20 protein-coding genes and 3 pseudogenes are annotated in these 17035 nt (G+C 39.6%); 1 reads left to right on the top strand and 22 read right to left on the bottom strand.

Annotation, left to right across the window (positions count from 1 at the left end; all coding sequences use genetic code 11):
• Window positions 1-142: 142 nt before the first annotated feature.
• The 15 genes and pseudogenes from CCC20_RS10325 to CCC20_RS10255 form a co-directional block, all read right to left on the bottom strand.
• The gene (locus tag CCC20_RS10325) at window positions 143-568 is read right to left on the bottom strand and encodes a cupin domain-containing protein (protein WP_061100120.1); all 426 of its coding nucleotides are present in this window, start codon (window positions 566-568) and stop codon (window positions 143-145) included.
• 27 nt (window positions 569-595) lie between these two features.
• Window positions 596-919, bottom strand: a complete 324-nt coding sequence (locus CCC20_RS10320; RefSeq protein WP_003064415.1) for a carboxymuconolactone decarboxylase family protein — start codon at window positions 917-919, stop codon at window positions 596-598.
• A gap of 102 nt (window positions 920-1021) precedes the next feature.
• On the bottom strand, window positions 1022-1867 hold the full coding sequence (locus CCC20_RS10315) for an aldo/keto reductase (RefSeq protein ID WP_061100119.1): 846 nt from the start codon (window positions 1865-1867) through the stop codon (window positions 1022-1024).
• Between the two features lie 11 nt (window positions 1868-1878).
• The gene (gene nmlR / locus CCC20_RS10310) at window positions 1879-2271 is read right to left on the bottom strand and encodes a stress response transcriptional regulator NmlR (protein WP_061100118.1); all 393 of its coding nucleotides are present in this window, start codon (window positions 2269-2271) and stop codon (window positions 1879-1881) included.
• A 97-nt stretch (window positions 2272-2368) separates the two neighbouring features.
• Window positions 2369-2953 carry an NAD(P)H-binding protein gene (locus CCC20_RS10305; RefSeq protein ID WP_101774222.1) on the bottom strand — a complete coding sequence of 195 codons (585 nt, stop codon included), beginning with the start codon at window positions 2951-2953 and terminating at the stop codon, window positions 2369-2371.
• Between the two features lie 36 nt (window positions 2954-2989).
• On the bottom strand, window positions 2990-3340 hold the full coding sequence (locus CCC20_RS10300) for a nuclear transport factor 2 family protein (protein ID WP_058692833.1): 351 nt from the start codon (window positions 3338-3340) through the stop codon (window positions 2990-2992).
• The gene (locus CCC20_RS10295; protein ID WP_058692832.1) at window positions 3341-4201 is read right to left on the bottom strand and encodes an SDR family oxidoreductase; all 861 of its coding nucleotides are present in this window, start codon (window positions 4199-4201) and stop codon (window positions 3341-3343) included.
• A gap of 22 nt (window positions 4202-4223) precedes the next feature.
• A complete protein-coding gene (locus CCC20_RS10290) occupies window positions 4224-4820 on the bottom strand; it encodes a carboxymuconolactone decarboxylase family protein (RefSeq protein WP_231729886.1) in 597 nt (198 codons plus the stop codon).
• Window positions 4817-5115 (bottom strand): annotated as a pseudogene (locus CCC20_RS10285) (DUF3848 domain-containing protein). The gene CCC20_RS10290 and the pseudogene CCC20_RS10285 overlap by 4 nt, the downstream one beginning before the upstream one ends.
• Window positions 5116-5269: 154 nt before the next feature.
• Window positions 5270-5734: a DUF3021 domain-containing protein gene (locus CCC20_RS10280; protein WP_058692830.1), complete on the bottom strand. Its 465-nt coding sequence runs from the start codon at window positions 5732-5734 to the stop codon at window positions 5270-5272.
• A gap of 10 nt (window positions 5735-5744) precedes the next feature.
• Window positions 5745-6185, bottom strand: a complete 441-nt coding sequence (locus CCC20_RS10275) for a LytTR family DNA-binding domain-containing protein (protein WP_058692829.1) — start codon at window positions 6183-6185, stop codon at window positions 5745-5747.
• Window positions 6186-6363: 178 nt separating this feature from the next.
• On the bottom strand, window positions 6364-6723 hold the full coding sequence (locus CCC20_RS10270) for a hypothetical protein (RefSeq protein WP_058692828.1): 360 nt from the start codon (window positions 6721-6723) through the stop codon (window positions 6364-6366).
• A 36-nt stretch (window positions 6724-6759) separates the two neighbouring features.
• Window positions 6760-7947 carry an Mbeg1-like protein gene (locus tag CCC20_RS10265; RefSeq protein WP_058692827.1) on the bottom strand — a complete coding sequence of 396 codons (1188 nt, stop codon included), beginning with the start codon at window positions 7945-7947 and terminating at the stop codon, window positions 6760-6762.
• A 160-nt stretch (window positions 7948-8107) separates the two neighbouring features.
• Complete coding sequence (locus tag CCC20_RS10260; protein ID WP_117567383.1) at window positions 8108-10897, bottom strand: cation-translocating P-type ATPase; 2790 nt, start codon at window positions 10895-10897, stop codon at window positions 8108-8110.
• A gap of 154 nt (window positions 10898-11051) precedes the next feature.
• On the bottom strand, window positions 11052-11225 hold the full coding sequence (locus tag CCC20_RS10255) for a DUF2798 domain-containing protein (protein WP_003064389.1): 174 nt from the start codon (window positions 11223-11225) through the stop codon (window positions 11052-11054).
• Between CCC20_RS10255 and CCC20_RS10250 the strand changes: the two are divergent.
• Window positions 11221-12012, top strand: a pseudogene (locus CCC20_RS10250) (transposase); the annotation flags it as partial. The gene CCC20_RS10255 and the pseudogene CCC20_RS10250 overlap by 5 nt on opposite strands.
• Here the strand turns inward: CCC20_RS10250 and CCC20_RS10245 are convergent.
• The 7 genes and pseudogenes from CCC20_RS10245 to CCC20_RS10215 form a co-directional block, all read right to left on the bottom strand.
• Complete coding sequence (locus CCC20_RS10245) at window positions 11963-13030, bottom strand: FUSC family protein (protein WP_003064383.1); 1068 nt, start codon at window positions 13028-13030, stop codon at window positions 11963-11965. The pseudogene CCC20_RS10250 and the gene CCC20_RS10245 sit on opposite strands and share 50 nt — an antisense overlap.
• 28 nt (window positions 13031-13058) lie before the next feature.
• Window positions 13059-13406: pseudogene (locus CCC20_RS10240) on the bottom strand (transposase); the annotation flags it as partial.
• 1 nt (window position 13407) lies between these two features.
• The gene (locus tag CCC20_RS10235) at window positions 13408-13875 is read right to left on the bottom strand and encodes a GNAT family N-acetyltransferase (protein ID WP_003064380.1); all 468 of its coding nucleotides are present in this window, start codon (window positions 13873-13875) and stop codon (window positions 13408-13410) included.
• A gap of 60 nt (window positions 13876-13935) precedes the next feature.
• The gene (locus CCC20_RS10230; protein WP_058692825.1) at window positions 13936-14586 is read right to left on the bottom strand and encodes an HD domain-containing protein; all 651 of its coding nucleotides are present in this window, start codon (window positions 14584-14586) and stop codon (window positions 13936-13938) included.
• Window positions 14587-14643: 57 nt separating this feature from the next.
• On the bottom strand, window positions 14644-14943 hold the full coding sequence (locus CCC20_RS10225) for a rhodanese-like domain-containing protein (protein ID WP_013643007.1): 300 nt from the start codon (window positions 14941-14943) through the stop codon (window positions 14644-14646).
• Window positions 14936-16591 (bottom strand): FAD-dependent oxidoreductase, encoded by a 1656-nt coding sequence (locus CCC20_RS10220; RefSeq protein ID WP_081048614.1) that lies wholly within the window; start codon window positions 16589-16591, stop codon window positions 14936-14938. Before CCC20_RS10220 ends, CCC20_RS10225 begins: the two co-directional genes overlap by 8 nt.
• Window positions 16588-16971, bottom strand: a complete 384-nt coding sequence (locus tag CCC20_RS10215) for a rhodanese-like domain-containing protein (RefSeq protein WP_081048613.1) — start codon at window positions 16969-16971, stop codon at window positions 16588-16590. The genes CCC20_RS10220 and CCC20_RS10215 overlap by 4 nt, the downstream gene beginning before the upstream one ends.
• Between the last annotated feature and the right edge of the window lie 64 nt (window positions 16972-17035).

Genomic DNA, 17035 nt, shown 5'->3' with positions numbered 1-17035 from the left:
AAATTTAGTTTAGCATGGTTAGATAAAATTGTCACGGTAGTCACATAAAAAACGCCCAAACCGTTTTCAGCTGGGCGTTAAGCGAAATGAGATTGTTTTGTGTTTTGATTGTATGAGTAAAATGTAATTGTAAAAGAATAGTTTAAAGGGCGTTGTAATCGTCGTCGCTAACGGCTTCTAGCCAAGTATTTGACGTGTTTTCGCCAGGAACTTCCACTGAAATATGGCTAAACCATGAATCTTTTTTAGCGCCATGCCAATGTTTTGTATTGGCTGGAATCACGATAACTTTCCCTGGTTCAAGGCTCACAGCTTCTTTTCCTTCTTCTTGATACCAACCTTGACCTGCTATACAAATCAAAATTTGTCCGCCACCTTTATCAGCATTGTGAACATGCCAATGGTTGCGACAACCAGGTTCAAAAGTGACATTCGCCAAATGAAGAGGTGAGTCAGGATCAACCAATGGGTTCAAGAATGATTGTCCGTCAAAATATTGCGCAAAAGCGTCATTTGGTTGTCCTTGCCCGAGTACATTTTCTTTGTCAAAAGTTGCTTTATCTGTCATTTGTTATCCTTTCATTTCATATCTTTCTTAATCTTCATTCCAAACTTCTTTGGCAAGGTTAAAGACTGCCCAGCCTTTTGGCCAACCTGCATAGAAAGCCACGTGTGTAATGACTGCTGCAATTTCTTCTTTGCTAACACCGTTAGCTTTCGCATTTTGCAAATGGAATTTTAGTGAGTTGTCTGTAATGCCTGATGCCATAAGTGCCACAACTGTGATGATACAGCGTGTTTTTAAATCAATATCGTTATTATTCCAATTTTCACCAAAGAGCACATCATCGTTAAAATGTGCAAATTCTGGCGCAAATTCCCCCAATTGGTCACGTCCTGCTGTTTGTTTAATTGTCATTGTTTTTCCTTTCTTAATAGGGTTTATACTGCCGTTATACGCTTCTCGTTTTTAATAACAAATACTTATTTGACATAGTGTTCTATGCCTTTTAAGCATAATTTAAATCTTAAACGAGCTAATCATTTTAACTGTTTCAGGGTCTGCATGTGAGAAGAATTGGCTTTCACCCATATCAAGTTTCAAAATTTCTGCCATGTCATCATCTGTTAAAATAAAGTCAAAGACATCAAAATTTTGTTCCATACGATTTTTATGAACTGTTTTAGGAATAACAATAACATCACGTTGAATCAAGTAACGTAGGGCAACTTGCGCAGCTGATTTATGATATTTTTGTCCAATCGCAACAAGTGTTTCATTGGTAAAGAAATCATTGCGCCCTTCTGCAAATGGTCCCCAAGATTCGATTTGAACACCATATTCGTCCATTGTTTTGCGAGCATTTAATTGTTGATTGAAAACGTGCGTTTCAACTTGGTTAACCATTGGAGTGACATCCGCAAAAATAGCCAAATCTGCTACACGGTCTGGTGCAAAATTGCTGATACCGATTGCTTTGATTTTACCAGCTTTGTAATATTCTTCCATGGCACGATAAGCACCATAATAATCACCAAATGGTTGATGTAAAAGCATCAAATCAATGTAGTCTGTTTGAAGTTTCGCTAAAGAAGCATCCAGAGAAGCTTTGGCTTTTTCATAGCCATAATTGCTAATCCAAATTTTAGTTGTGATGAAAAATTCTTCACGCGCAATACCAGACTTGCGGATAGCATTTCCAACAGCTTCTTCATTCATATAAGCTTGAGCGGTGTCAATTGAGCGGTAACCAACCGAAATCGCATCACTAAACACGCGCTCACATTCGTCAAGATCTGGCACTTGATACACACCAAATCCTAAAATCGGCATTTTAACGCCATTTGATAACGTTTTGTAGTCCATTTGCTTCTCCTTTACTCGTTTTCATTCCCTTCAAACAGAGCTTGTTCTTTTTTAAGGATGATATTTTGATAATTTTCAATTTTGTGATTGAGCCTATCATGTGCACTTTGCAATTCAGCAATACGTTCTGCCAATTTATCACGTTGTTCTTCAAGCAAAGTCATGCGTGCCTCTTCAGTTCCGTCACCTTCTTCCACCAAGGCCATGTATTCAATTAAAGATTCAACGCTCATGCCTGCTTTTCTGAAACAACGAACAAATTCCAAAGTGGCGATGTCACGCTCTGAAAAATCACGGACTCCTGATTTATTACGCGTTACTCGAGGAAGCAAGCCAATTCGTTCATAATAGCGAATGGTATCTGCTGAAATTCCTGTCTGTTCGCTTACTTTTTTGATATTCATACGTCATCTCCTTTCTTATTTCACTCTCAGTATATACCTTAGAGCTAACTCCAAGTCAAGCAAAAAACGTCAAATTTATTGAAAAATCGTCGATTTTTTAGCGATACAAGCCTAGGCTGGTGTTAAGATAAGTTTCTGGTTGGTCAATGATGTGTTTTACGAGTGTCACGATTGCTTTGCGAGAAACGTCATGTCCATAGAAAGTCTCACCTTTTTGCGTAATCTGACATGTGCTATCTTGGCCATTGTCAAACCACCCTGGGCACAAAATCGTGTAATCAAGTCCTGACTGTTCAACAATGTCTGCCGCTTTGCGATATGGTTTAAGAATCGGTGCGACAACACCTTTTGGTTCTCCTGCCACTTCCCCATAAATGCCCATTGATGAGACAAAGACAATTCTAGCCACACCAATACGTTTCATACTAGCAACGATTTCTCTTGCCATTTTGGGTAAATCACCTGATAGAGCTACAAAAACAATATCTTGGTCGGCTAAAACCTTGTCTAAATCATTGCCAGATGTTGCTGACCCATTGATAGCTTTTTCATTACTTGCCAAAGCTAAGCTTTCTGCACGACGTGAGAAAAGTGTTACGTTATAGTCAGCTTTATCTTTTAATTCTTCACGCAAACTGCGTCCTAATGAACCAGTTACACCAATAATCGCTACATTTGTCATCATATCTGCCTTTCTAATCTAGTAAGTGCTTGCACTTTATTTGATAATTTTCCAATCACCGTCAATCTTTTCAAAATCCATTTTAATTTGCAGGCGCCAAGTGGCTGGTCCTGCTCCCCAAACTCGTGCTTTAACACGACTTTGCCCAACAAGACTGGCTGTATTGTCAGTGATATGAATGGCTTTTATGGCATCTTCTTGCCATGCATAATAGCGCATTTCTTCGCTCTCAATTTGCGCTAGCCATTCTTTCACAGGTTGTACATAACCCGTCATATGAACGAGAACCGAATCAGGTGCTATCAATTCAGCCAAGGTTTTCTTGTCCTTTGCGACCATAGCATCGTTGACTTGGCGATAACGATTTTTTAGGATTTCTTCAATCATTTAATCTTTTCCTTCTGCCACACCAGTTTTGGTATTTGGATTTAATAGTCCATAGAAATAAGAAGCTGTTGCGCCACCGTCAATAAGGAAGGTTGAGCCAGTAATGAACTGCGTACGTTCACTCATAAGCAATTCAGCGACATCTGCTACTTCATCTGCTGTCCCAGGACGTCCAGCTGGTGATTTGGCAAATATATTTTTGTGGAAATCACCTCGAATACCATTGAATTCGTCAATAGCAAGTGGTGTAACAATAATTCCTGGTGCAATATCGTTAATTCTGGCACCACGTTCTCCCCAACGAACAGCTTCGTACATGGTACGTTTTTCATTGGCACGTTTTGCCAATTGGTAAACATGAAGGCTATTTTCAATTCTATCTTCTTGTAGAAAATCAAGTATCAACAATTCTTCCGTTGGTGTCATGGTAAGTGCCAGATCTTGTTTGGCAGTCAAAGCAGGCATACGGTGACCTGATTGGCTAGAAATAGTGACACCTGCACCGCCTTTTGCAATGACTTTTCCAACTTCTTCTAGTAAAACAGATGTTCCGTAAAGGTCAACTTTTAGCACGGTTGCAATCGAAGCTTGCGATGGCGAAACACCCGCACCATTAACCAAATACTTAATGTCACCAAAAGTTTGCGCATAAGCAATCATCTCTTTAATTGATTGACATGATGACAAATCCATTTCAAATGTCACGACATCAAAACCAGCTTCTGTTAAGGTCTTAGCAATTGCTTTGGCATTATCAAGTGAGCGGTCACCTAAAACAATTTTTTTACCATATCCCATGCGGCGTGCAATCGCCATTGAAATCTGCCCAGCACCTGTTACTAACATAATATCTTTTGTCATTTATCTTTCCTCCTGATTGTTTTTACTTTAACTTATCGGCAGCTTCATTGACACAACGAAGAGCATTTAAACTACGTGGATAACCAATGAATGGTAAGGCATTTGAAATAACTGCGATTAGAAATGCTTTATCGTTGCCAATTTTCATATTTGCTGCTGCCTGGCTAGTCAATTGTGGCTCAACACCACCTTGAGCTGCCAAGAAACAAAATGTTATCAACTCACGTTGCTTATCATCAAGACCTTTACGTGTGTAATAATCTCCGAAACAATTATCAGCCAACCAATAATTGATATGGGTACTTTCCTTAGCACCTGATTGCCAAAAATCACGCATGCCTTCACCCAAAATATCCACTTGCGCTTGTGTACCAGCTTCACGACGATTGTCAATGGTTGTGGTTGCTTGTCCTTCAAGTGGCAATGTAACGCCTTTTTCTTCCAATACTTTATTGGTTGCTTTTAGAAATGGAAAGACACGCCCAATTCCCAAATAAGCCACCGCTTGATAGACAATTTCTTTGATTTCAACTGGTGTAACGCCAAAATTTAGCGCTGCTGGCTCAATAGTTTGAAATTCATCAATGCCTTGGCAACCTAGTAACGTCGCTAAAATCACCTGCCTTCCCGTTGCTGTTTCTTCTCCTGCCGTTGCAGGTTCTTATCCGCTGCCGTTTCGATGGAGTCCCGGATGGTATCCATATGCTCGGTTTCTCTGTCCCGGAACTCCTTATAGACATCACTCAGAGGACAAGGGAACGAAGCAAAGCCCTTGCCTTTTCCGGCTCAAGCTCCAGCTCCTCCATACACATTACGATGTCCTCCCGCATCGTGTATTCGTAGGTGTGGTTGATGATTTCGGACAGCTCCTGATGCAGTAGCCAGTCTCGGTATTTGTCCTGCTCGGCTTTCATTTTCTCATAAAGGCGAGCGTTGTAATCTGTTTCGCTCATAGCGAACACCTCCTTCAAAATAGAAATAGCCGCCTGATTTCTTTTGAAAACCAAGCGGCTATGTATGTGGTTTATTCTGTTGTTAAAACAAGGCGCAGGATGCAGATCGGAGGGATCAATTCATATCGTTATTATCCTTAATACCTTCGTTCATTTTCTTAATCTTCCTTTTCCACACAGAATACTGAGTTACCCAAGCAGCGAGGAAGATCGCTACGAATATGCCTACATAAGACAGAATTCCAGCGGCCGAATGGGGCATCCAGTTGACAAAATAAGAGATAGGGAACATAATCACGCAAGCAATTGCGAAGTAAATCCCGCTTTGCTTTGCAAGACTCCACGAATCAATCTCCCAAATAACCGAAGCCATTGCAAAGCCTGTGCCCATTATTCCGCTCAGAGCGGTTTGAATGATAACCGCATTTAATACGTTCCCCATTTTATTCACAAGCTCCGGAGTGACCGGATGGAAAAAACCATCCCCAATGCAGATTGAGATAATCACCGTAATGACATATCCGATTGCAATGCCGACAGGGAAACCAAGTAGTCCTCGTCCAATCAGTTTTTTCTTCATTTCTACCACCTCACAGTCCTAACAGTTGTTTGATTTTGGCAACGGATCGCCGTGAAACATAAGTAACCGTACCGTTTGAAAGCGTAATGCAAATTGTCCCAGCAAAGCTCAAATCAAAGCTCTTGACCTTTCTCAGATTGATAATATCCGAGTTTGATATTCGGACAAAAATCTTGCTGTCAAGCCGTTGTTCCGCCTCATATAACCTCAGACGGAGCGCATACTCGCCGTGATCTGTCTCGGCAAACACCTTACCTGATTCGGCAAAAACACGGTAGATCTCAGACGGTTCCAGAACCTCGACCATATCCTCCCTGAATCCGGCAATAACCTGCGGTTGCTCGTCTGACAATCTTTTTATGATTGCATTGACTTCATCGGTCATTTTGTCCGTCATCACGATGATTTTTGGCTCTTTGTATTTTTCTTCTATCTTGATTTCAATTTGCATCGATTCATCTCCTTGCTACAGTTATAGTATAGGAAAATCAAGAACCGATTTCTACCGATTCTCGATAGGTGGTTGTTTTAAGAACATAGGTGGTGATTTCTACGGGAATCTCATACCGGTCTGTATGGGTAGCTGATAAGTATCTGCGGTATGGGGCTACTCCCATATCGCAGACGGATTATCTTTCCGGCTCGTTTTTGCGCTTTGTGCTTCTCTGAACCGAAATGGAGAGCAGCTCTCTTGTGCGCTCTCCGAGTTGCTTTTCAATGGCTGTCAGCCGTTCCTCCAGCAGATTCAGGGACGGATGGCGGGGGAACTTGAAGTCCACCATTCGCCGTAGCTGCGCTTTCTGCTTTGCACCCATTACCTCTTTACACACATCCTCATAGGAAATGCGGTAGGGATTGGAACGAGTCTTTGCATACACACTCAGGTTTTTGAAATCATCCGGCATTGCATCATAGTTGAACAGCGACAAGCCGTTATCGAAGATGGTCGCAGGGGCAATAATTTCGCCCGTGTGATTGTTCCGCGGCAAGCCGGCAACCTCCTTCTTAGACTGAAAAAGCCATTTTTATTTCAATTTTTTAGTATTCAAATAGCTCAACAAGCTATTAAAATCAGGAAAATTAAGGGCAATGCGATCTTTTCCCAGACTTCCCAGTTTACTATGTCCGACAAAAGCTTCAAGAAATAACTTCGCTGATTTGGCAAGGAGCAACTTCTTCTCCGCTCCAATAGAATAAAAAGAAGCAATGCTTGTTGCCAATTTCGCGCCAAATTCTCGGTCAATCGTCACATCGTTAATGCTTTTGATACCGCTTGACATCAAGGTATCAAAAAGGGTATCAAAAAGAATTTTCAATTCTTGACTGGACAATTCATCCGTCCATTGTTTAAACGTTTTTTCAAGATTACGGCTTAAATCGGTTGGCTGTTCTGCTAAAATCAACTGCCCCGTCTCAGCATCAAATTGCCATGTCGTCAAAGCATGTTGCATGATTCCAGAAGCCTGACTTTTAACCACAACAGGATCAATGTCATTATAAAGCATAATACCAACGATGGATCCTTCAGGGCGAATGACACGCACACGCTCACGAATAGCTTGGTATCCTACTCGCTCAAGTTCTTTTTCTTGCAAACCTGGTGCATCAAGCATATAAACTTGCTTGATTTGCGGACGCCATTTTTCCTTAACATGAGCTGCAGCGTACAAAGCCAAATTCCCACCCTTAGAATGCCCTGATACCATGATAGGCATTGGATGACTCGCTAAGTAACGCTCAAGATAAGTCACCGCTGCACGATGAGCAGGAATTTCACGAACATAAGTTAGTTTAAAATCTTCTTTCCAGCCAATCAAGGTATCATCTGTCCCACGAAAAACTAATTGATAATGATCAATTTCAGGTAAACTAAAGACCATAGCAGAGAATTGTCTCTCATATTCGGAATCAACATCATTAACATAAGCTGACAGATGCAAATCAGCAAACCGTCGTGATGAGGCTACATTTTTTAGCAATTCAACACGCGCCTTGGTGACCAAAAAACTATGATTGAATACCCTCTCACCAGCCTCGTAAGGCACCAGAATGTCATGTAATATCAATTCTTTTGAAAAATCAAGCGTATTATCCAAATCTTCAAAGCAAAAATACCCCAGTTCATTTAAACAAAGAATATCTGCTTCGTTAAATGGAAATTGCTCAAACGTTTCATTTTTATGTTTTGCTAGATAATCATTAATTATTGCCATATCGTCCTCTTTACTCTCTTGAATTTTACAAGCATTTTCCAAGAGTGTCAAGAAAAAGCCAAAGCTGTCACATCAAGAGACTTTCAACACTCCAAACATCCTTAAAATAAAACTAACCCTAGCTCGTATGTAAAAACTAGGGTTACTGTTTTTATCGTCTCTAAAGTGTCATCAGCCGCTTACGAATTTCTTCTAAACCAACGATGACAAATGGGCAAAGTATAAGATAAATCCAATGCCACACACCCAAACTCGCGGTGTTAAAGAGATTATGGAAAATAGGCACATAAACTAATAGGATAAAAATAGCTAATTCAACTACCAAGCCAATATTGATTAAGGAATTGCCAAATAATGACAATTTACGAATAGATTGGTCAGAGGTACGGATATTCATCACCATACCAATTTGACAGAAAATGATAGCCCCCAAAGTCATGGTTGTAGCCTCACGATAAAGTTGACCTGAACTAGCAAGTACTGCCAAATTGCCATTATGTAAAAAATAAGTGATAAAGAAAGCACCCATGGCAAGTGCCGACTCAATCAATCCATACCATAGAAACGCTTTAACAAGAAGTGATTTACTTAAAAGACGGTCTGATAATTTGCGCGGGGGTTCTTGCATCACATTGGGTTCTGGAGGTTCAACTCCTAAACCAAGAGCAGGAAGCATATCCGTTCCCAAGTCAACCGCTAAAATTTGCATAACCGTCAAAGGGAGTGGGACAAAACCGCAGGACAAGAGGAAAACGGCAGACGGCACCGCTTCTGGCGTATTTGAATTGAAAATATAGGTCAAGAATTTCTTGATATTATGGTAAACCGCTCGCCCCTCTTCGACTGCATCAACAATGGAAGCAAAATGGTCATCCGTTAAAATCATATCAGCAGATTCTTTAGCTACATCCGTTCCCGTAACACCCATGGCCACGCCGATATCAGCTTTTTTCAAGGCCGGCGCATCATTAACACCATCACCAGTTACCGCAACAACTTCGCCTAATTCCTGAAGGGCTGTTACGACACGATATTTTTGTTCAGGTGCCACACGCGCAAAGACAATCTCACCAGTAAGAGCTTCTTTAAGGTCCTCGTCAGACATCTTTTCAAGTTCCAATCCAGTTACCACACGTGCATCATCGCCACGAACAATACCAATTTTCTTAGCAATACTAAGTGCGGTCAAACCATAGTCTCCCGTCACCATGATAATGCGAATACTAGCTTTATGGCATTTATCAATCGCTTCGCGCACACCTTCACGTGGTGGGTCACTCATGGCAATCAAGCCAAGAAAGACCATGTGCTGTTCAATATTTTCTTGAGTCCATTGACTTTCTTGAACCAAATTCTCCTTTTCCAAAGCACGGTAAGCAAGAGCTAACACACGCAAGCCATTTTTAGCAAAGTCATCATTTGCTGCTAAAATACGCGCTTGGATATCGGCAGTCATTTCATGCAAGCCCTCTTGGTCTTTATAATAATGGCAGAGCTCAGTCATTTCTTTTGGAGCCCCTTTGGTAATCGATACCAAAGAACTGCTATCAATCAAACTATCAATGCGATTAATCGTTGTCATTCGCTTGCGCACAGAATCAAAAGGTAATTCTTTCACGCGCGGTGCCCAGCGATTATTATTTTCAAGAGTAATTCCAGCTTTTTCGGCAAGAACATTCAAACAAGCCTCGGTTGGGTCGCCAAGAACAGTATAAGAAGCATTCTCGTCATCAGGTGGCAAGACTTGTGCATTGCTACAAAGGTGAGCGAAGCGGACAAGTTGTTCAAGCGATTGATTTTCGACAAGCGAAGCTTTCTTACCACCGCTATTACGAATGTCTCCTTCTGCTGAATATCCTAGCCCTGTTACTTCATAAGCTCCAGAAACTTGCCAGAGGTGATTAACTGTCATGGCATTTTGGGTCAATGTTCCCGTTTTATCCGAGCAAATGACAGAAGTTGCTCCCAAGGTTTCAACAGAAGATAATTTCTTAACCAAGGCATTTGATTTAGCCATACGTTGCACCGCCATTGCCAAAGAAAGTGTAACGGTCGGAAGCAAACCCTCAGGGATAAAGGCAACAATCATACCGAGCGCAAAAATGAATGCTTTAGCAAATGGCTCATGAACAAACAGGGTTGCTGCGATAAAGAAAATGACACCAACTGTAATCGCAATAACTGAGATTTGCTTTGTCAAATGGTCTAGTTCTTTTTGAAGCGGACTCTTGTCATCAGCCATATTTTGGGTCAAGTGAGCAATTTGTCCAAACTGTGTTGCCATGCCAATGGCAGAAACAATCATTTTCGCAGAACCAGATGAGACTGTCGTTCCCGCAAAGACCATATTATCGTATTCAAGCGCTGTCTTTTGTGGGTCATTATCAGCTTCACTCGTTTTAAAAACGGGATTTGATTCGCCTGTCAGCGCTGATTGATTAACCTGCAAATCAGTCGCAAAGACAATCCGACCATCTGCGGAAATACGGTCCCCTTCTTCAATCAAGACGACATCGCCAGGTACCAATTCTTCTGCTAAGATTTTCTCTTCTTGTCCCTCACGAATAACACGCGCATAGGAAGGTAACATTTTTTTGAGAGCTTCTGTCGCTTGGCTGGCACGGTATTCTTGTACAAAACTGAAAATCCCATTGACAATATTGACAAACCAAATGACAAGCCCAAGTTCTAAACTATGAGACAGAATAGCAATGCCACCACCTACCCAAAGCAAAATTGCCATTAGACTTGTAAAATTTTTAATGAAGGTAAGTACAATAGGTTCTTTGTCAGCTTTTTTCAGTTGATTCATTCCATACCGTTTTTGCCGTTCTTCAACTTGTGGTTGCTTTAACCCAGAACTTTGCGTATTAGCAGCTTGGTAAACGTCGTTAGCTGCGTAAGTTTCAAGTTCAAGTTGATTAACTTTTTCATTTACGTTATCAGTCATAACTTGTTCCTCAATTTCTAAAAACGGTTACATCGTTCTTACCGTTATTATACTACTTTTTTGAAAAAGTGATAAAGATAAGTTGTTTTAATGACAAAACTTCTTTTTAACTCCTAAAAAAGCAAGGAGTTATCCTTGCTTTTTTAGGGGGTGTTTAGGCTAGTACAGTTTGTTTTTGGATTTCACCTAGGAAATAACGAGCGATCGGACCAACCACGACAAAATTATATGGTAATGCGACAACAAAATTTGTTAGCCAAGCTTGTCCATAGGCTGCAAGGCTGACACCTTCCAAGCCTGAATTGAAAATGATGCCACTGAATGACATTTTTCCAAACCCAACAGATACTAGAACTCTAGAGCCATTCCTAAACTCTATCCAAACTCTGGATTTATTCCAACATATTGTAGCCGATGCAGGTTATGGAAGTGAAGAAAACTATGTTTTTATCATGGATGAGCTGGAAAAACACCTCTAATCCCTTATGGCATGTATCAAAAAGAATTAACGAGGAAATATAAGAACAGTCCTAATAATTCCTGTAATTGGAATTATCTTGAAGAAACCGACCAGTTTATGAAACCAGACGGAGTGATTTATTCTTTTAAGTGCTACGCTCGTCGATGTGATAAGTATGGCTTTAAACGTGATTTTAAAATCTATGAGGCAGATAAAAATACAAGACACACCAGAGTTGGAAGAACTTGCCAAAACAGAAGGTGGCAATCAGAAACACATTTATTACAATCCAACTTGGAATTACTTTAAAGAACTCATAAAGGAAAAATTGAATAGCGAAGAAGGCTCTCGTGTCTACGCCAAACGGAAAACTAATGTTGAACCCGTTTTTGGTAGATTGAAGAGTGTTTTTGGCGTTCGCAGAGTCCACGTTAGAGGGAGACAAGCTATTCAAACAGAGATTAGATTTCTCTTCATGAGTATGAATCTAACAAAATTGGCTAAGAATCTAGCCTTAAGAACGTTAAACACTCAAAAACCACACAGTGATTTTATCATCTTGATTGTTTTCAAGACTGAAATCGTTGTGTGGTTTTATTTTAAAGCTAGTTTTTGCCCAACCTCTTTTTTCCTTTTTTCATTAAAGACCCAGTAATATTTACGAATATAAGATGATATAAAAAAGCATACCCTACTCCTAATAGGTTAAGTGTTATTCGTAGGAGTACCGTTGTTTTTAGTCCAAATATTAATGTTGCTGAAGTGATTGCTCCAATACAATTTAAAATCGTTTTGTTTTGATATGTTGCACAAAATCCTAAGCATATTCCGCCTAATATTCCAAGATAATTTGTTGGAATAAGAAGCAGAAGTAACCCTGATAAAATTGATCCTCCAAAGATTCCAATAACTCGCTCTTTTGCTCTTTCAGAAATTTTAAAAGTGTTATATCCAGAAAATAGAGAGGAACAAGCAAAAGTCGACCACATAAATCTATCAATTCGTAAATAAGTTCCTAGAAAGAGTAATAAACTAATTCCGAACGCATAGTAAAAATACCAAATATTTTTGTTATTTATATGTCTATTTTCTTTTATTATATGAATAAAGGAAATGTTTTCATTTGAAAATTTATGTTTATGATAGAAGATGATAGCAAAAAGTCCATAAGAAAATAATAAAATAAAAAAGGAATGTACTACTTGAGTATTGGATATATAGTGTACTGTTCCAATTAAATATAGATAGGAAAAGGAGTATAATCCGGGGTTACCCATTTGGGGCTCTTTACCGGTGATAAAAAATAAAAGCAATAAACAAATGAAATGAAGTATGAATTGTATAAATGGATAAGCTATTAAAGAAATGAACGGAGCCAACCAAAGTATAATAAAAACAATTCCTAATCCTACTAGAGAATGACCTACTCTATAGCCAAATGGTACAAAACGTAAAGTTAATAGAATACAAAATAGAATAAGTGAAAACGATGAAATATCTTTACCAAATATAAAATTTAGAGAGCTTATCCAAAAAATAGCAAAGGAGACTAATAAAATTGCCCTTATAAAAAGACAAGCTATAAGCTGAAGTTTTTGTTTCTTATTATCAACATCATGTATCTTTTGCTTTAAGGTTAGAGGATCTAATTGTAATAGTTGGTAAAAGTGCATATAAAATAATTCCTTCAAAGTCGTGGTGCTAGTTCATTTCAAAATAGCGTAAGTTATGAGCCAGAATAATTTGTTCAATTCGTAACTGTAGTCCGGCTAGGCTTCTAGCTAATGTATGTTCTTCGGTCTCTGTCATGTTTTTACGAAACGGCGTCCATAGATGGTAACCTTGTTGTTCTAAGTCCTTCTTGTGTTCACTGCTCAGTTAGCCTAAATCACCTAGGATAGCCGATTGCTTACATCCCTCTAATAGTTCATAGACCACCTTGATATCATGAACAGGGGCTGGCGTGACAACAGAGTTCAGAATATAACCAGATAAGGTCACCAGAATATGAACTTTGAAGCCGTAGAAACAAAGATGTTTAGAGGCATTTTTAATCAATAATCTGTTCCATACGTGTCTCTTGCGGTGTCATGCCTTGACGTTCATAGAAGCGAACGGCTGATTTATTTGCACTCCAGACGTTTAACGTTAGGTTGTAGCAACCAATTTCTTTGGCGTATTTCAAAGCAAACTGATAGAGTTTTTCACCAATTTTTTGTCCGCGCGCTGCTTCGTCCACACACAAATCATCAACAAAGAGTGTTTTTTGGGGAACTCTTGGTGCGCTAACGTCTTCAACAATAGTAAACATATGTGCAATCACTTTACCATTATCATCTTCATAAACAAAAATCGGACGATTATCGTCAGCAATAAGTGCAGCTAATTCGTCTTCTGTGTATTTGACACCTTTTTCTTGAAATAAATCAGGTCTTGCCACATGGTGCACATAGAGAATTTGTTGTAAAAGGTCCATCAATGTTGGAATATCAGCGATTGTCGCACGTCTAATTGCCATTTTATTGACCTCCCAATCTTTTCGTTTTTCTATTATAACATTTTGCCTTTTTATTGCAACCTATAACTTACCGTCCCATTCTGCGTAAAATTCTGTTAAAAACTCTTCTAGAACTTTGTGACGGTGCTCTGCCATTTTTCTAGCATAAGCCGTATTCATCAACTCTTTAAGTTTGAGTAACTTTTCGTAAAAATGCATGATTGCCGTATCTTGCCCGTTGCGATAATCTTCTAAACTAGGATTGTCACGTGCTACCTTACTTGGGTCATGAATCGGACGTCCCTTGCTTCCCGAATAAACCATACACCGCGCTATTCCAATTGCACCAATGGCATCTAAACGGTCTGCATCTTGCACAATCTTACCTTCCAAAGTTGGCGGAACACTTTGACCACTTCCTTTGAATGACATGGTCGTGATAATTTGGATAATGTGGTCAATAGCTTCTTCTGATAGTTCTTGTTGCATTAGCCAAACTTTCAGCTCTGTCAAAGCTTGCTCGGGATTAGCATTTAACTTATCATCTGCCATATCGTGAAGCAACGCTGCCAATTCACAAATAAACTGGTCTGCCCCTTCTTTTTCTGCCAACTCACGCGCTGTATTTCTCACGCGCACCACATGCCACCAATCATGCCCACTGGTATCTGTATGCAATTTATCATAGACAAACTTTTCCGCATTTTGTAACATATTATTCTTATCAATCATAGATTGATTATAACATAAAAGCAAGACCAGTAGCCTTGCTTAATGATGTCAACTATTTTAGTATTCCAATACTCCTGTCCAAGCGGATGTGCCACCTGCGACATTGACAACTTGATAGCCTTGTTGAGATAAGAAAACTGCTGCCTGTTCAGAACGTGAGCCACTTTGGCAAATGATATGATAAACCTTGTCCTTATCAAGTGTTTGGTAGCTTGATACAAATTCGCTTAAAGGTAGATTAACCGCTGTTGGCACATGTCCCATGGCATATTCTACTTTCTCACGAACATCAAGCAAATGCAGCTTCTTTTTGCTTATTTTTTCTTGTAATTCTCTAGCTGTAATTGTTTTAATCATGAACAATCTCCTCTGGTTTGACAGTACTATAAAGGAAATAAGCACCATCAAGATTTTGAATTTTAAAGCCATTTTGCTTCAAAATACGTTCTCCAATGTAAGAACGAAGCCCGCTGTGGCAACTGATAATGTATTCTTGATTGGTGTCTAATTCTGCTAAACGATCACGCAATTCATCAAGTGGTATGTTAACACTATTTGCAAAATGACCGCGTGAAACTTCTTCTCTCGTACGAACATCAAGCAAGAGTTTTCCTTTGGCTAATTCATCTGATAAAGCATACCATTGAACATTTTCACTAATACCTTCCATAATGTTAAGCGCAGCATATCCTGCCATATTTACTGGGTCTTTAGCTGAACCAAATGGCGGTGCGTAAGTGAATTCCAATTCTGGTAAATCATCTACCGTTAGTCCTGCCTTTATCGCTGTTGCTAGAATATCAATACGCTTATCAACGCCTTTTTGCCCAACAGCTTGCGCTCCATAAATAGCACCCGTTTTCTGATTAAAAATCAATTTCAAAACGATATCGCTAGCATTGGGATAATAACTAGCATGGTCTTTTGATGTCGTATGAACAACAGCTACATCTTCAAACTGTTGGCGAGCTATGCGTTCACTCAAGCCTGTTGAAGCAGCTGCCAAATCAAAAACACGAACAATAGCTGTTCCAATACTTCCTTTATTTTGACGAGCGATGCCAGCGATATTATCCGCAACTTGGCGACCTTGACGGTTTGCTGGACTAGCTAGAGAAATAAGCGCATCTTGACCAGTGATTTCTTGTTTGACAATAATGGCATCTCCAACAGCGTAAATATCTGGATTGCTGGTTTGATAATACTCATTAACAAGAATCCCCCCACGCATACCAAATTTAAGACCTGCTTCTTTGGCTAAATTTGATTCTGGTTGAACCCCAACTGACATGATAGTAATATCAGATAGTAGCTCACTACCATCTTCAAGAATGATAACTTTTCCATTATCCTTGAAAGCTTTGGCAGATTGATTAGTGTAAACCGTTATGCCGTTTCGTGTCAATTCATCCTTAACAAAAGCTGCCATTTCTTCATCTAACGTTGGCAAAACATGCGGTGCCTTTTCAACGATTGTCACTTGCAAGCCTTTTTTAACCAAATTTTCTGCCATTTCAAGTCCGATAAACCCAGCACCAATAACAGTGGCACATTTAGCTTTGGTGTCGTTTAATGCATTCAGAATCTTATCCAAGTCAGGAATATTGCGAAGCACAAACACGTTATCAGCACTATCTAGCCCTACCATTTGAGGAACAACTGGTTTGGCACCTGGCGACAAAATCAGTTTGTCGTATGATTCTTCATAGACTTTATCCGCATAGCAAACTGTGATGGTTTTCTTATCCGTATCAACTGCCACCACTTCTGATTCTGGTCGAACGTCAATAGCAAATCGTGCTTTCAAACTTTCTGGTGTCTGTACGATAAGACTTTCACGCTCTGATATTTCCCCAGAAACGTGAAAGGGAAGCCCACAGTTGGCAAATGAAACATAAGGTCCTTTGTCAAATACAATGATTTCAGCGTCCTCCATTAAGCGGCGTAAACGAGTCGCTGCTGACATCCCACCTGCGACACCACCAACAATCAGAATTTTAATCATTTATTTCCTCCAATAATTTTTCTATGCCAAGCCATCATACCGCCTTTAACCGAAATGGCTTCATAGCCTTTTTGTTGTAATAATTTTGCGCCACGTTTGCTGCGAGCTCCAGAATGACAAATAAGATAAATTGGCTTATCTTTGCTACCCTGATAGGTATTCAAACGGTCTAAAGGATATGACCGAGCTCCTTTAATATGCCCCCTAGCGTATTCTTGAGCTGTTCGAACGTCTAATAACACAATATCTTTATCTAAAAGTCGTTGAAGTTCCGTAACATCAATATTTTTTATCGATGATGAAAATAATTTTTTTAGAAAAATAACCTTGTCTCCTCTCTGTTGATAAATACCCCTATGGGTATATTTTGATGATATCACATCCTACAATTTACTGTCAATGATAATGTCTTGGGTTTGACAAACAATACCCCATATCGGTATA

This window comes from Streptococcus sp. LMAG:39 (genome assembly GCF_008680485.1).
GTDB lineage: Bacteria > Bacillota > Bacilli > Lactobacillales > Streptococcaceae > Streptococcus > Streptococcus pasteurianus.
This window is presented reverse-complemented; position numbering and strand designations above follow the sequence as displayed.

Excerpts from the sequence above, each read along its gene's own strand:
- CCC20_RS10325 (WP_061100120.1), bottom strand. The coding sequence starts at position 568 with ATGACAGATAAAGCAACTTTTGACAAAGAAAATGTACTCGGGCAAGGA.
- CCC20_RS10320 (WP_003064415.1), bottom strand. The coding sequence starts at position 919 with ATGACAATTAAACAAACAGCAGGACGTGACCAATTGGGGGAATTTGCG.
- CCC20_RS10315 (WP_061100119.1), bottom strand. The coding sequence starts at position 1,867 with ATGGACTACAAAACGTTATCAAATGGCGTTAAAATGCCGATTTTAGGA.
- nmlR (WP_061100118.1), bottom strand. The coding sequence starts at position 2,271 with ATGAATATCAAAAAAGTAAGCGAACAGACAGGAATTTCAGCAGATACC.
- CCC20_RS10305 (WP_101774222.1), bottom strand. The coding sequence starts at position 2,953 with ATGACAAATGTAGCGATTATTGGTGTAACTGGTTCATTAGGACGCAGT.
- CCC20_RS10300 (WP_058692833.1), bottom strand. The coding sequence starts at position 3,340 with ATGATTGAAGAAATCCTAAAAAATCGTTATCGCCAAGTCAACGATGCT.
- CCC20_RS10295 (WP_058692832.1), bottom strand. The coding sequence starts at position 4,201 with ATGACAAAAGATATTATGTTAGTAACAGGTGCTGGGCAGATTTCAATG.
- CCC20_RS10280 (WP_058692830.1), bottom strand. The coding sequence starts at position 5,734 with ATGAAGAAAAAACTGATTGGACGAGGACTACTTGGTTTCCCTGTCGGC.
- CCC20_RS10275 (WP_058692829.1), bottom strand. The coding sequence starts at position 6,185 with ATGCAAATTGAAATCAAGATAGAAGAAAAATACAAAGAGCCAAAAATC.
- CCC20_RS10265 (WP_058692827.1), bottom strand. The coding sequence starts at position 7,947 with ATGGCAATAATTAATGATTATCTAGCAAAACATAAAAATGAAACGTTT.
- CCC20_RS10260 (WP_117567383.1), bottom strand. The coding sequence starts at position 10,897 with ATGACTGATAACGTAAATGAAAAAGTTAATCAACTTGAACTTGAAACT.
- CCC20_RS10255 (WP_003064389.1), bottom strand. The coding sequence starts at position 11,225 with ATGTCATTCAGTGGCATCATTTTCAATTCAGGCTTGGAAGGTGTCAGC.
- CCC20_RS10245 (WP_003064383.1), bottom strand. The coding sequence starts at position 13,030 with ATGCACTTTTACCAACTATTACAATTAGATCCTCTAACCTTAAAGCAA.
- CCC20_RS10235 (WP_003064380.1), bottom strand. The coding sequence starts at position 13,875 with ATGGCAATTAGACGTGCGACAATCGCTGATATTCCAACATTGATGGAC.
- CCC20_RS10230 (WP_058692825.1), bottom strand. The coding sequence starts at position 14,586 with ATGATTGATAAGAATAATATGTTACAAAATGCGGAAAAGTTTGTCTAT.
- CCC20_RS10225 (WP_013643007.1), bottom strand. The coding sequence starts at position 14,943 with ATGATTAAAACAATTACAGCTAGAGAATTACAAGAAAAAATAAGCAAA.
- CCC20_RS10220 (WP_081048614.1), bottom strand. The coding sequence starts at position 16,591 with ATGATTAAAATTCTGATTGTTGGTGGTGTCGCAGGTGGGATGTCAGCA.